This window comes from Actinoplanes sp. NPDC021490 (assembly GCF_055562135.1).
On sequence record NZ_JBVHFW010000001.1, the window covers coordinates 827,588 to 839,849 of the forward strand.

At 72.3% G+C, this 12,262-nt stretch carries 10 protein-coding genes; 7 read left to right on the forward strand and 3 right to left on the reverse strand.

The window, feature by feature from the left end; genetic code table 11:
• The first annotated feature begins 23 nt into the window (after positions 1-23).
• From ACZ3I4_RS03880 to ACZ3I4_RS03905, 6 genes are all read left to right on the forward strand, one after another.
• A complete protein-coding gene (locus ACZ3I4_RS03880; RefSeq protein ID WP_465380299.1) occupies positions 24-1,166 on the forward strand; it encodes a 5-(carboxyamino)imidazole ribonucleotide synthase in 1,143 nt (380 codons plus the stop codon).
• Positions 1,167-1,664, forward strand: a complete 498-nt coding sequence (gene purE, locus ACZ3I4_RS03885) for a 5-(carboxyamino)imidazole ribonucleotide mutase (RefSeq protein ID WP_465380300.1) — start codon at positions 1,167-1,169, stop codon at positions 1,662-1,664.
• 9 nt (positions 1,665-1,673) lie between these two features.
• Positions 1,674-2,096, forward strand: coding sequence for a glutaredoxin domain-containing protein (locus tag ACZ3I4_RS03890; protein WP_465380301.1), 423 nt, complete (start codon positions 1,674-1,676; stop codon positions 2,094-2,096).
• A gap of 164 nt (positions 2,097-2,260) precedes the next feature.
• Positions 2,261-2,788: a CdiA C-terminal domain-containing protein gene (locus ACZ3I4_RS03895; protein WP_465380302.1), complete on the forward strand. Its 528-nt coding sequence runs from the start codon at positions 2,261-2,263 to the stop codon at positions 2,786-2,788.
• A gap of 25 nt (positions 2,789-2,813) precedes the next feature.
• Positions 2,814-3,155 (forward strand): SitI3 family protein, encoded by a 342-nt coding sequence (locus tag ACZ3I4_RS03900; protein WP_465380303.1) that lies wholly within the window; start codon positions 2,814-2,816, stop codon positions 3,153-3,155.
• 104 nt (positions 3,156-3,259) lie between these two features.
• The gene (locus ACZ3I4_RS03905; RefSeq protein WP_465380304.1) at positions 3,260-3,733 is read left to right on the forward strand and encodes a GNAT family N-acetyltransferase; all 474 of its coding nucleotides are present in this window, start codon (positions 3,260-3,262) and stop codon (positions 3,731-3,733) included.
• Here ACZ3I4_RS03905 and ACZ3I4_RS03910 read toward each other — a convergent pair.
• The 3 genes from ACZ3I4_RS03910 to ACZ3I4_RS03920 form a co-directional block, all read right to left on the reverse strand.
• Positions 3,730-4,344, reverse strand: a complete 615-nt coding sequence (locus ACZ3I4_RS03910) for a histidine phosphatase family protein (RefSeq protein WP_465380305.1) — start codon at positions 4,342-4,344, stop codon at positions 3,730-3,732. The genes ACZ3I4_RS03905 and ACZ3I4_RS03910 overlap by 4 nt on opposite strands.
• A gap of 3 nt (positions 4,345-4,347) precedes the next feature.
• Positions 4,348-9,489: an SCO7613 C-terminal domain-containing membrane protein gene (locus ACZ3I4_RS03915; protein WP_465380306.1), complete on the reverse strand. Its 5,142-nt coding sequence runs from the start codon at positions 9,487-9,489 to the stop codon at positions 4,348-4,350.
• A 119-nt stretch (positions 9,490-9,608) separates the two neighbouring features.
• Positions 9,609-10,967 (reverse strand): UDP-glucose dehydrogenase family protein, encoded by a 1,359-nt coding sequence (locus ACZ3I4_RS03920; protein WP_465380307.1) that lies wholly within the window; start codon positions 10,965-10,967, stop codon positions 9,609-9,611.
• Between the two features lie 91 nt (positions 10,968-11,058).
• On the opposite strand from ACZ3I4_RS03920, the gene ACZ3I4_RS03925 reads away from it, so the two are divergent.
• Positions 11,059-12,213 carry an acyl-CoA dehydrogenase family protein gene (locus ACZ3I4_RS03925; protein ID WP_465380308.1) on the forward strand — a complete coding sequence of 385 codons (1,155 nt, stop codon included), beginning with the start codon at positions 11,059-11,061 and terminating at the stop codon, positions 12,211-12,213.
• Positions 12,214-12,262 lie beyond the last annotated feature (49 nt).

Here is a 12,262-nt window from a genome sequence, read left to right on the forward strand (position 1 = left end):
GGCTTGGTTAGGCTGGTCGGGCGATGGATACCCGAACCGGTCTGCCCGTAGTCGGCATGGTGGGCGGAGGCCAGCTGGCCCGGATGACCCACCAGGCCGCTATCTCCCTCGGCCAGTCACTGCGCGTGCTGAGCGTCTCGCCCGACGACAGCGCCGCCCTGGTCGCCGCCGATGTGCGCATCGGCTCCCACACCGACCTGGCCGCCCTGCGCGAGTTCGCCAAGGGCTGCGAGGCCGTCACCTTCGATCATGAGCATGTGCCGACCTCGCACATCGAGGCGCTCGAGGCCGAGGGCGTCAAGATCTTCCCCGGCTCCGCGGCGCTCGTCTTCGCGCAGGACAAGGGCATGATGCGGACGCGGCTGGCTTCTTTGGGCGCGCCGGTGCCGCGATGGGCGCACGTCTCGTCTTTATCGGACATCACGGACTTCGCGGGCGGGCGCTGGCCGGTGGTGGCCAAGGCGACCCGGGGCGGTTACGACGGTCGCGGTGTGTGGATGCTCGGCGCGCCCGACGAGGCGTCCGATTTGGTGGCAACCGGCACGCCGCTGATCGTCGAGGAGAAGGTGCCGCTGCGCCGCGAGCTGGCCGCCCTGGTCGCCCGCTCGCCGTTCGGGCAGGTGGCGGCCTATCCGGTGGTGGAGACCGTGCAGAAGGACGGCATCTGCGTCGAGGTGCTCGCGCCCGCGCCGGGCCTGTCCGAAAGCCGGGCGATCGAGGCCCAGCAGCTCGCGATCGACCTGGCCAACGCGCTCGGAGTGGTCGGTCTGCTCGCCGTCGAGCTGTTCGAGACCGACAGCGGCATCGTCGTCAACGAGCTGGCGATGCGGCCGCACAACTCCGGCCACTGGACGATCGAGGGCGCCCGGACGTCGCAGTTCGAGCAGCACCTGCGCGCCGTCCTCGACTACCCGATGGGCGAGACCGCGCTCACCGCGCCCGCGGTCGTGATGGCCAACGTGCTGGGCGGCGAGCCGGGCGGCATGTCGATCGACGAACGCCTGCACCACCTGTTCGCCGAGGACCCGGGCGCCCGCGTGCACCTGTACGGCAAGCTCGTGCGGCCCGGCCGCAAGATCGGGCACGTGACCGTGCTCGGTGACGACATGACCTCGGTGCGGGCCCGCGCGGCCCGGGCCGCCCAATGGCTTCAGGAAGGCCGGTAAATGGCGCCGCTCGTCGGGATCATCATGGGCAGCGACTCCGACTGGCCCACGATGGAGGCCGCCGCCGTCGCGCTGGCCGAATTCGAGGTGCCCTTCGAGGTCGGCGTGGTCTCCGCCCACCGTACGGTGCGAAAAATGGTCTCCTACGCCGAAGGCGCGGCCGACCGCGGCCTCCAGGTGATCATCGCGGGCGCCGGCGGGGCGGCCCACCTGCCTGGCATGGTGGCCGCGCTGACCCCGCTGCCGGTGATCGGCGTGCCGGTGCCGCTCAAACACCTCGACGGCATGGACTCGCTGCTCTCGATCGTCCAGATGCCGGCCGGCGTGCCGGTGGCCACCGTGTCGATCGGCGGCGCACGCAACGCGGGCCTGCTCGCCGTACGCATCCTCGGCGCGTCCGACCCGGTGCTGCGCACCAAGATGGCCAACTTCCAGGCCGGCCTCGAGACGCTGGTCGCCGAGAAGGACGCCGCGCTGCGGGAACGCCTGCTCGGGTAGCCTCGCCGCATGAGGCGATGGCGTCCGTCAATCTTCCTGCTCGTGGGCGGGGTGGTCGGTGCCGCTCTGCTGCTGTCCGGCGGTTCCGTGCTGGCCGGCCTGCTGTTTCTGGCCGCCTTCGTCGTTCTGGCCGTCCTGCTCTCCCCGCCCGCGTTCCCGCACTCGGTCACCGACGCCGCCGCGCGCGCGGCCCAGGCCGCCGACGGCCGGCCGATCATCTATTGGCGGCCCGGTTGCCCGTACTGCCTGCGCCTGCGCACGTCCCTGGCGCGTGAGGCCGGCCGCTACCACTGGGTCGACATCTGGAGCGACCCCGAGGCCGCCGCTTCCGTACGGGCAGTCGCCGAAGGCAACGAAACAGTGCCGACGGTCGTCACAGTCGGAAAGTCCTATGTGAACCCCACCGCCCAGCTGGTCAAAACCCTGCCCTGAAAGCTCGTATCCCGTTCGTCCGCGCCGACACAACTGAGCCACGGCGCCCACACCCCGGACGACTGAGTCACATTTGCCTTTGTCGAATTCAATGGGGCAAGCGGACCAGCGTGAGGGAGGCGGCGTGAGAGCCATGCCCGGCCGGCGCGCCCGATAGAGGCGCCATGGCGAAGCGACCCCGCGGCGGAAGCGACGACCCACCCGACGGTCCCGGCGGCGACGGCCCGTCCAGACCACCGTGGGGTGGCGGCGATCCCGAATCTATTCGAGAAGCCCAGATCAGAGTGGCCGCCCAAGGGCAGAGCGGTCGGGCCGGCGATACGGTCACCCGCCGGAGCGGCACGCCAGGGAGTGTCCCGGCGGGGGCCCGGACCGTGGTCAAAGGAAAGCCCGATGAGTCGACCCGGCGGGGGATCGAGATGGAGAACTCGGGCGCCGCGGTTCTCGCCGCCGAGGGGTGGCGTATCAAGCAGAACCCTTCGGACGAGGAGGTCGCCGAGGCGCGACGGGCGACCGGCGATCGGGGGGATCCGAACAAGAACCCGGATTATCTGCTCGAAGGCAAGGTGTTCGACTGTTACTCGCCGACCAAGGCCGATAAGACGCCCTACGGAATCTGGAGCTACGTGCGAGACGAGAAAATCGACGTGCTTCAGGTGCAGCGGGTGGTCATCAATTCCCGTCCTGGATGAGCGGCCGGTCGGAACGGCGCCACTCTTGACTGCTGCGCTCGACGACGAGTACGGGTTCGTTGTCACGATTCGTTCGGGTGCCAGTCGCTACATCGAGGTGGACTCGGACGACGGCTCCTGGGAATGGGAGCCGAGGCCGTACACGTCGGTCAGCTTTCGCATGGACAAGTGGGCCAAGGACGTCGGCTGGCAGGTGACGAACATGCTCAGCGTGGTCCGCCGAGTTCTCGAGACAGGCCCGGAGGACGCCGCGTTCGTCCTCAATGGCGACGTGCTGTTGCTGACCCGGCTGGCCGGCACGATCACCAAGCATCGGCGGGAGAAGTGGTGGGAGCACTACGAGGGCGCTGATCAGGCGATCAGGTAAATCGTTCGTCCGGCGGCCTGAGCCCTGAACTGTGTCCGATATCGGCAGCGATATCTGGGCTGGGGTGTGTTCGCGCTGAGGAAGCGCTGACCTACAGTGCCAGGGTGATCAGTCTGAGCGAGGCCACCCTGGCCGGAGCAGAGCTGCAGAGCCTGTACGAGATCTGCTGCTCGCAGCCGGACTACTGGCGCACCAGCGGCGACCTCGAGCTGGGCACCCTTTCGCGGGCCGAGGTCGAGGTGATGCTGCGCGAGGACACGGTTGTGGCCCGGGACGACGACGGCCACGTGGTGGGCTTCGCCCAGCTGCTGGATGAGCATCCCATCGACGGTCATCCGTGGATCGGCCTGCTGATCGTGGACGGCCGCCTCGGCCGCCGCGGGCATGGCCGGGCCATCGTGCTCGCGATCGAGGAGCGGTACCGGTCCGGCGGCGCCGCCTCGCTCCGGCTGGGGGTGCTGGAGAACAACGAGCCGGCCCACATCTTCTGGCGGGCGCTCGGCTACCACCAGATCGACCTGCGTCCCGACCTCGGCAAGGGCCGACCGACCCGGGTCATGGAGAAGAGCCTTATCTAAAGGTGACCGGTGTCGTTGAGGCTGACGACGGCGTGGTTGTGGAAGTAGTCGTCCTCGTGCAGGGTCGTGATGCCGCCCGCCGAGAAGCGGAACGCCACCCGGCCCGCGGCTTCCAGTGGCATCTCGATCCAGGCGGCCAGCACGAACGTCGCCGCCATGCCGTGGGTCACGATCACCTGGTGGGCCGCCTCCGATTTTCCGACGCGGTCCATCGCGGCGTAGACGCGTACGGCCAGGTCGTGTTTGGTCTCGGCACCGGGCACGCCTTCGTCGTGACGCATGCGTTCACCGTTGCGCGGCGGCGGCACGAAACGGGCATCCAGCCACGACTGGGGGCGACCCCCGGCTTCCCCGTACGACTTCTCGCGCAGACCATCGTCGAGGATCACCTCGGTGCCGAGCCGGCCGGCGACGACCTCGGCGGTGCGGCGCGTGCGCAGCAGGTCGGACGAGTAGACCTCGGCCCCGGGCGCGCGGGTCGCCAGCACGTCGGCGATCTTGGCTGCCTGGTCGAGGCCGCGGGGCGTGAGGTCGGAGTCGAACCAGCCTCCGACCAGGTCGTCGACGTGGTGGGTGGCCTCGGGATGGGTGACAACGTGAAGCGTGCGCATGCCCTATGGCCGTCCCCGGCCCGTCGGCGCACCCGGCCGGGACGCCCGGTCGCTGAACCACCGGGCCCACTCGCGGGTGCGGCGGCGGTTCTCGTTGCTGGCGCCGACCCACAGCAGGATGACGCCCAGCGGCACGAGCACCAGCCACGGGCCGACCAGCGTCATCGCGAAGTGGATGGCGGCGAGGATGGTGGCCAGGGCGCCCACGACGACCGGGGCTTGCTGACGGGTGCGGGAACCGACGATCAGCGTCGCCACCGCGGCCAGCAGGAGCAGCACCTCGCGTAGTTCGCCGCCGTCGCCGGCCAGCACGATGCCGATCGTCGGGACGAACGCCGCCAGCAGGGCCGGGCCGTACGCCACCCAGCTGCTCAGCTCGGGGCGGTCGCGGGACTCGACCACGCCGACCAGCAGCGCCAGGGCGGCGAAGGGCAGCGTGTAGGCCTCGGGGAGCGCCACGTCGGCCAGCGCGATGAACAGCCACCAGCCGACGACTTCGAAGCCGACCGCCGTCCAGAACAGGGCCCGGCGCTGGTTGGGCGGCCGTCCGACGCGGGCGGCGGCCAGACCGAGCACGGCGCCCCACGCGGCCAGCATGGCGGCCAGGTGGGCCGGGGAGTCGAAGGCCATGACCCCGGCGATCAGCGCGGACGCGTAACCGCTCCACTCGATCGTCGTGGCCTCGGTGCGGTACTGCGGGAGGCCGAGCCGGGGCACGGTGGCCTCGAGGATCAGCAGGGCGGCGCCGACGGCCAGCACGCCGAACGCGGCCCACGGGCGCTCCACCCCGGCCGCGATCGCGGCGGTGAGCACGAAGAACTGGCCCATCACGGCGGCGAAGATCCAGCCCAGGACACGGGCGAAGCGGCTGCGACCGGCCAGCGCGGCGGCCAGGCCCACGAAGATCGCGCAGCCCAGCGTGAGCAGCGTGAGACGTTGCTGGGCGAGGCTGCCGGCCAGGCCCGCGTTGCCGGCGAGCAGGCCGATCACGAAGACGATCGTGCGGACCGTGCCCAGCAGCGAGGAACGCCGGCCGGCCGGGGGCGGGGTGAGCGCCAGGCCGAGCATCGCGATCGTGAAGACCACGAGGGCCGCGGAGGTGGCCGTCGGGTACTCCGCGTGCAGGGCGATCGGGGTGATCAGGATGGTGATGGCCACGCCCGGCATGATCACCGGTACGGCCTCGGACGCTCGGCCGCCGAAGCCGATGGCGGCGAGCGCGGCCGCCCCGGTGAGCAGCACGATGGCCAGGACGCTGGTGCCGTCGACGTAACCCGACGAGGGCGCGGACAGCGCCGGGATCGGGCCGTCCCAGATGTGCTGGACCTGGCCCAGCGGGTCGAGCAGGGCCGCCCGCAGCGCGGGGGCGATCGAGAAGATGGCCAGGATGGTCGGCACCAGGGCCAGCACGATCGCGCTGGTGGCCGGGTCGACCAGCCAGCGGCCGGTCAGCCCGAGCGGGCGGGCCGACGTCCAGCGGCTGGCGCGGTAGCTGCCGGCCGAGAACGCGCCCTCGCGGGCCAGCGTGAGACCGGGCGCGGGGATCGAGCCGCGCAGCAGTTCGGCCATGACTCCGAGCAGGGCCGCGGCCGCCGCGTAGAGGGCCGTGGGGTGCGGGGTCGGGATCGAGGCGAAGGCGGTGATCGTCGCCCCGAGCACCAGGCCGACCGTGGCCCACGGCAGGAACTGCGGAATGTACCGGCCGGCCAGCGCGAGCATGGCCAGGCTGAGGCTGGACCCGGCGAGCGCGGCGGTGAGCACGATCAGCGCGCTGTGCGACTGGTCGGCGGCGACCGACGCCAGGACGCCGGGCAGCGCCAGCATGATCGCCCCGGTGGCGGCGCCGCCGATCTGGGCCCGGTGGCGGGGCATGCCGGTGTCGTCGCGGGCCAGGTCGGCCTCGGAGATCGTGGACGGCGACCAGAACCGGCCCGGCGGGGGCAGCGGTGTGCCCGGCGGTGGATCCTCGATGACGGCGACCCGGGTGCGGGCCATGACGGCGGTGAGCGCGCCGACCAGCACGACCACCAGCAGCGCCAGGGCGGTCGACCAGGGCCGGGCGAGCGACGCGACGACGGCGTGCAGCAGCACCACGGCGGCGGCCCCGGCACGGCACAGGGCGGCGATCGGGTCGACGGTGGCGACGGCAGCCATCGCGTACGCCACGCCGACCGCCCCGCCGATCAGCAGCGGCGACCACCAGGGCAGGCCGAGGGCGAACGGGGCGCCGATCGCGGCCAGCGCCCCGGCGATCGCGGAGAACAGGTGCGACCACGGGCGGGGCGCGGCCAGGGCGGCGGCGATCGCGATCGCGACCAGGGCGAACGGGGCCTGCCAGGCGCCCGGGCCGGGGCTAGGGACATTGGTCAGGTCGGCGTCCCAGAGCTCGGCCGGGACGGACAGCATGCGGACGGCCCCGGCCAGCGCCAGATAGCCCGCGATCGCGCCGACCACCACGCCGGCCACGGCGAGCCCGCGGTTGGGGCCGCGCGCCCAGTCCTCGGGGAGCAGGGCCACGCCGAGCGCCACGATCAGCACGACCACCCCGGCCACGGCCAGCGGGGCCTGGGGGAAGGCGAGCGCGAAGACCCGGGCCAGCGCGCCGCAGATCGCCACGGTGGCGGCCGCGGCGGCGATGTCGGGCCCGTCGAGCAGCCGGTCGCTGCGGCGGCCGTTGTCGATCGACTTGGAGAAGAACAGCAGACCTGCCGCGACCAGCAGGAGAGCGCCGACCCAGACGTCGGGCGCGCTCGCGCCCGGTGCCAGCAGGGCGGCCAGGGCCAGGGAGATCGCGCCCAGGCCGGTGCCCACGGTCAGCGGGAGGCTGATGTCGCGCCGGGCCACCTGGAACACGGCGGCGTAGCTGAGCGTGGCCGCCACGGCCAGGAAGCCGACGGCCAGGGCCGGAACCGTGACCGCCTCGGTCGGGGGCGGGCCGTCACCGCGGTCGGCGACGGCCAGGGCGGCGCTGACCACGGCGCCGGGCAGGGCCAGCGCGGCCGCGCCGGACGCCCAGTCGCCGACCAGCCAGGCGTAGAGCCGGATCGGGATCTGGCGAGCGGCCACGGCGATCATCACGCCCGCGCCGGCCAGCGCGGTCAGCACGGCCGCGGTCAGCCAGGCCGCGCCCAGGGCGGCCCCGGCCCCGAACAGGCCCACCACCCCGGCCGCGGCGACGTGCACGATCGCGATCCGCCGGGTGGTCGCGGCCAGCCCGGCCGCGCCCAGGCCGACGGAGGCGATGACCAGCGGCCACGGCGCCTCCGACCAGTTCAGGCCGAGCGAGGCGGGCAGGGCCAGGGCGGTGAGGGCGATGCCGGCGACCGCGCCCTCGTGCCGCACGGCCGGGGGCAGGGCCAGGGCGGCGGCGATGGTGACCAGCAGCGCGCTGAAGGCCAGCAGCCAGCCCAGATCGCCCGCGGCCTCGGACATGCGCTGCGCATAACCGGCCGTCTCGGCCTGCCAGACCGGGCGGGCGGCCTGCAGCGGCGCCAGCGCGGCCCGCAGGCAGTCGACCACCAGGATCAGGCCGATGATCCCGAGCGCGAACGCCGAGGCGATCTGCGGACCGCGGCGCACCTCGGCCGGGATCATCGTGACCACGGCGCCGGTGACCGCGATGGCGGCCGCCGCGACGGCCAGCGTCCAGTGCGGCGAGACCACGTCGGCGATGCGGGCGGTCGCGCCGATCACGGCCAGCGCCAGCACACCGCCGGCGATGTTGCGGGCGACCTGGTTGTCGAGCAGATAGGCCGCCGCGGCGCCGGTGAGCGCGGCCAGCACCAGCACCAGGCCGGAGCGCAGCGCGTCCGGCAGCACCTGGGCCTGCAGCAGCGCCACCGACGAATAGAGCAGGGCGCCCGCGCTGGCCACGCAGAGCAGGGCGAACGTCAGCTCGCGCAGCCAGTCGGCCGACGGCGGGGTGGCGGGCGGGGCCAGCGGCACCGAACCGGCGGGCGGCGCGTCACCCGGGCGCGGGCCCGGGAAGATCCGCGAGCGCAGCCAGTTGCGGCGGCGCGAGCCGGCCAGGCCCGCGATGATCAGATCGGGTTCCTCGCGCGCGGACTCGGGGCGCTCCGGCGGGTCCTCGGTCAGCGGCGCCGGATCCTGAGCCCGCCGGTCGGCCGGCCCCGGGCGGCCCCACGGCCAGCGCGGCAGCAGCCGGCCCTTGCGGATCACCGTGGTCAGCAGCAGCAGGTCGAGCACGGCGACCACGGTCAGGGCCATGCCCCACCCGGCCGGGCTCTGGATCATCGGGTCGGCCAGCAACAGCGGCACCGGCTGGACGGCCACGACGGTGGCGTATCGGGGCGCGGCGAGCCGGGTGAACCCCGCGTACGCGAAGGCGGCGACGGCCGTGAGGGCGAACGTGATGCCCAGATAGAGCGGGACGGGCACCCGCGCGCCGCCGGTCATCGAGCTGCCGTGCAGGGCGAACAGGGTCAGCGGCAGCAGGATGAAACCGACCCAGGCGACCGTCTCACCGGTCGAGCTCAGGCCGCGCTTGGCGATGCCGGGGGCGACGGCGAGGGCGATCGCGGTGCACAGGGCGAGGATGAAGGCCCGGGCGAACGGGTTGCTGACCGCCACACCGGCGAAGACCACCGCGGCCACGCCGATGAGCAGCGCGCCCAGGGCGAGAAGAATATTTTGCACAGACTGCGAGGACGCCTCGGGCGGGTGGTGCTCGGCGCCCGTGAACCCGGCCGAGCGGCGCGGCGGCGGGGCGACCCGCTCGGTCGGCGGCGGGTCGTCGACCAGCATGGTCACGCCGTCGGTGGCGACCCCGGGCGGACCGGTGTGCGGCGAGCCGGGCGGCGCCCAGTCGGGACGCGGGCCGGACGCGCGGGCCGTACGCGGGGGCGGTGGGGGTTCGTCGTCGGGGGCACCGGTCGGCGGGGGCGGCGGCGGGAACTCCTCCGGCCCGCGGCGGCGTACGCGCCGGGACTTGCCGGTCTTGGCGGCCTTTTTCTGCTGGTTGGCGTGGGACAGAATGTCACGCTGGAACTGGGCCGCCTGGATCTTGGCGGCGATCTGCGTGCGCTCCTTGGCCGCGGCCATGTCACGGATCTTGAGATCCGCGATCGAGGCTTCGATGCGGGCCAGCTCATCGTCGTAGCCGTCGGGCTGTCCAGCCTGCGCCACGGAACCTCCTCGACCTGCCCGGGCACCCGTCCAACTGAAGCATGCCGGTACGACATTCATTAGAACAGGCTCACGGCGGTCGACATCTATAGAAAACGCGCAGACGGCGACATCGGCCCTCAGGCGGGCGGCCGTCCCATGCCCCGATAGGTCCAGCCCGCGTGGGCCCATTGGGCCGGGTCCAGGCAGTTCCGCCCGTCGATGACCCGGCGCTCGGCGACCAGCTCCCCGAGCAGAGCGGGGTCGGCGTTGCGGAACTCGGCCCACTCGGCCGCCACGATCACGAGGGAGACGTCCGTCACGGCGACAGACAGAGTTTCCGCGTACGCGAGAGCGGGCTGGGCGGCATAGGCGTTCGGCATGCCCTGCGGGTCGTACACCCGGACCTCGGCGCCGGCGTTGGCCAGCGCGGCCGCGACAGCCAGGCTGGGAGCATCCCGTACGTCGTCGGAATTGGGCTTGAACGTCGCGCCCAGCACCGCGACCCGGGTGCCGGAAAGGTCCGGGCCGGCCGGACCGACCTCCCGGCCGAGCAACTCCGCGGCCAGCGTGAGCGCCCGGGCCCGCCGCCGCGTGTTGATCAGATCGACCTCGTGCAGGAAGCGCAGGGCCTCGCCCGCGCCCAGCTCCTGCGCGCGGGCCTGGAACGCGCGGATGTCCTTGGGCAGGCAGCCGCCGCCGAAGCCCAGCCCGGCCTGCAGGAAGCGGTGGCCGATCCGCGGGTCGTAGCCGATCGCCCGGGCCAGCAGCGTCACGTCGGCCCCGGCCACCTCGCAGACCTCGGCCATCGCGTTGATAAAGCTGATCTTGGTGGCCAGGAACGCGTTCGCGGCCACCTTGACCAGCTCGGCGGTCGCGAAGTCGGTGATGACCGCGGGCACGTCCCGGTCCTCGGTCGCGGCCAGGTCGAACACGCCCTTGTGGGCGGCGTGCAGCCGGTCGCGGGCCCACTCCGAGCGCACCCCGGCGACGATCCGGCTGGGGCGCAGCACGTCCTCGACGGCGTGTCCTTCCTGCAGGAACTCGGGTGACCAGGCGACTTCGACACCCAGGCCGGGGTCGGCGTGCCTGGCCACGAGCTGCTCCACCCAGGCGGCGGTGCCCACCGGAACGGTCGACTTGCCGACGATCAGCGCGCGACGCGTCAGCAGCGGCGCCAGCGTGGTTACAACGCTTTCGACATAGGTCAAGTCCGCGCCCATCCCGTCCGGGCGCTGCGGGGTCCCCACGCAGATGAAGTGCACGTCGGCGAACTCGGCCACCTCGGCCATCGAGGTGACGAAGCGCAGCCGGCCCGCGGCCAGGTTGCGGCGCAGCAGATCGTCGAGGCCGGGCTCGTGGAACGGGGCCTGCCCGGCGGCCAGCTTGGATATCTTCGCCTCGTCGACGTCGTAGCCGAGGACCTCGTACCCGAGCTCGGCGAAACAGGCCGCATAGGTGGCGCCGAGATAGCCGGTGCCCAGGAATGACATGCGCATCACGTCTTGCCTAACGAAGCCGCCTCTGGTGGGCGTACGCTACGCGCCAGTAACATAGCGGCACACAGCTTCGATCGAAGGGGCCTTGGCCATGAGCGAGTTCGACGTCTACCAGCTGCCGGAGGACCACGAGACCATCCGTGCCGCGGTGCGCGAGGTGTGTGACGCGCGGGTGGCGCCGAACGCGGCCGAGGCCGACGAGACCGGCGAGTTCCCCAAGGCCTCGTACGATGCCCTGCGCGCGAGTGACTTCCACGCCCCGCACATCCCGGCCGAATACGGCGGGGCCGGCGCGGACGCCCTGGCCACGGCGATCGTGATCGAGGAGGTGGCGCGGGCCTGCGGGTCGTCGTCGCTGATCCCCGCGGTCAACAAGCTGGGCACGATGCCGCTCCTGATCGCCGCGTCGGAAGACCTCAAGCAGCGCTATCTGCCCAAGGTGGCCTCGGGCGAGGCGATGTTCTCCTACTGCCTCTCCGAGCCCGAGGCCGGCTCGGACGCGGCGTCGATGACCACCCGGGCCGTACGCGACGGCGACTTCTACGTCCTCAACGGCGTGAAGCGGTGGATCACCAACGCCGGCGTGTCCGAGTACTACACGGTCTTCGCGGTCACCGACCCGTCGAAGCGCTCGAAGGGCATCTCGGCCTTCGTCGTGGAGAAGTCGGACGAGGGTGTCAGCTTCGGCGCGCCCGAAAAGAAGCTGGGCATCAAGGGCTCACCCACCCGCGAGGTCTACTTCGACAACGTACGCATCCCGGCCGACCGCATGATCGGCGAGGAGGGCACCGGCTTCGCGACCGCGATGAAGACCCTCGACCACACCCGCGTGACCATCGCCGCCCAGGCCCTCGGCATCGCCCAGGGCGCGCTCGACTTCGCGAAGAACTACGTGAAGGAGCGCAAGCAGTTCGGCAAGCCGGTGGCCGACTTCCAGGGCGTGCAGTTCATGCTGGCCGACATGGGCATGAAGCTCGAGGCCGCCCGCCAGCTGACCTACGTGGCCGCCGGCAAGAGCGAGCGCGGCGACGCCGACCTGACCTACTTCGGCGCGGCCGCCAAGTGCTTCGCCTCCGACGCCGCCATGGAAATCACCACCGACGCGGTCCAGCTGCTGGGCGGCTACGGCTACACCCGCGACTACCCGGTCGAGCGCATGATGCGCGACGCCAAAATCACCCAGATCTACGAGGGCACCAACCAGGTCCAGCGCGTCGTCATGGCCCGCCAGCTCCTCAAGGACTGACCCGTTATCCACAGGGTTTGCAGTTATCCACAGGAACGCCTCGGCCGAG

Coding starts and splice junctions, on each gene's coding strand:
- purE (WP_465380300.1), top strand. CDS start 1,167: ATGGCGCCGCTCGTCGGGATCATCATGGGCAGCGACTCCGACTGGCCC.
- ACZ3I4_RS03910 (WP_465380305.1), bottom strand. CDS start 4,344: ATGCGCACGCTTCACGTTGTCACCCATCCCGAGGCCACCCACCACGTC.
- ACZ3I4_RS03880 (WP_465380299.1), top strand. CDS start 24: ATGGATACCCGAACCGGTCTGCCCGTAGTCGGCATGGTGGGCGGAGGC.
- ACZ3I4_RS03925 (WP_465380308.1), top strand. CDS start 11,059: ATGAGCGAGTTCGACGTCTACCAGCTGCCGGAGGACCACGAGACCATC.
- ACZ3I4_RS03890 (WP_465380301.1), top strand. CDS start 1,674: ATGAGGCGATGGCGTCCGTCAATCTTCCTGCTCGTGGGCGGGGTGGTC.
- ACZ3I4_RS03920 (WP_465380307.1), bottom strand. CDS start 10,967: ATGCGCATGTCATTCCTGGGCACCGGCTATCTCGGCGCCACCTATGCG.
- ACZ3I4_RS03895 (WP_465380302.1), top strand. CDS start 2,261: ATGGCGAAGCGACCCCGCGGCGGAAGCGACGACCCACCCGACGGTCCC.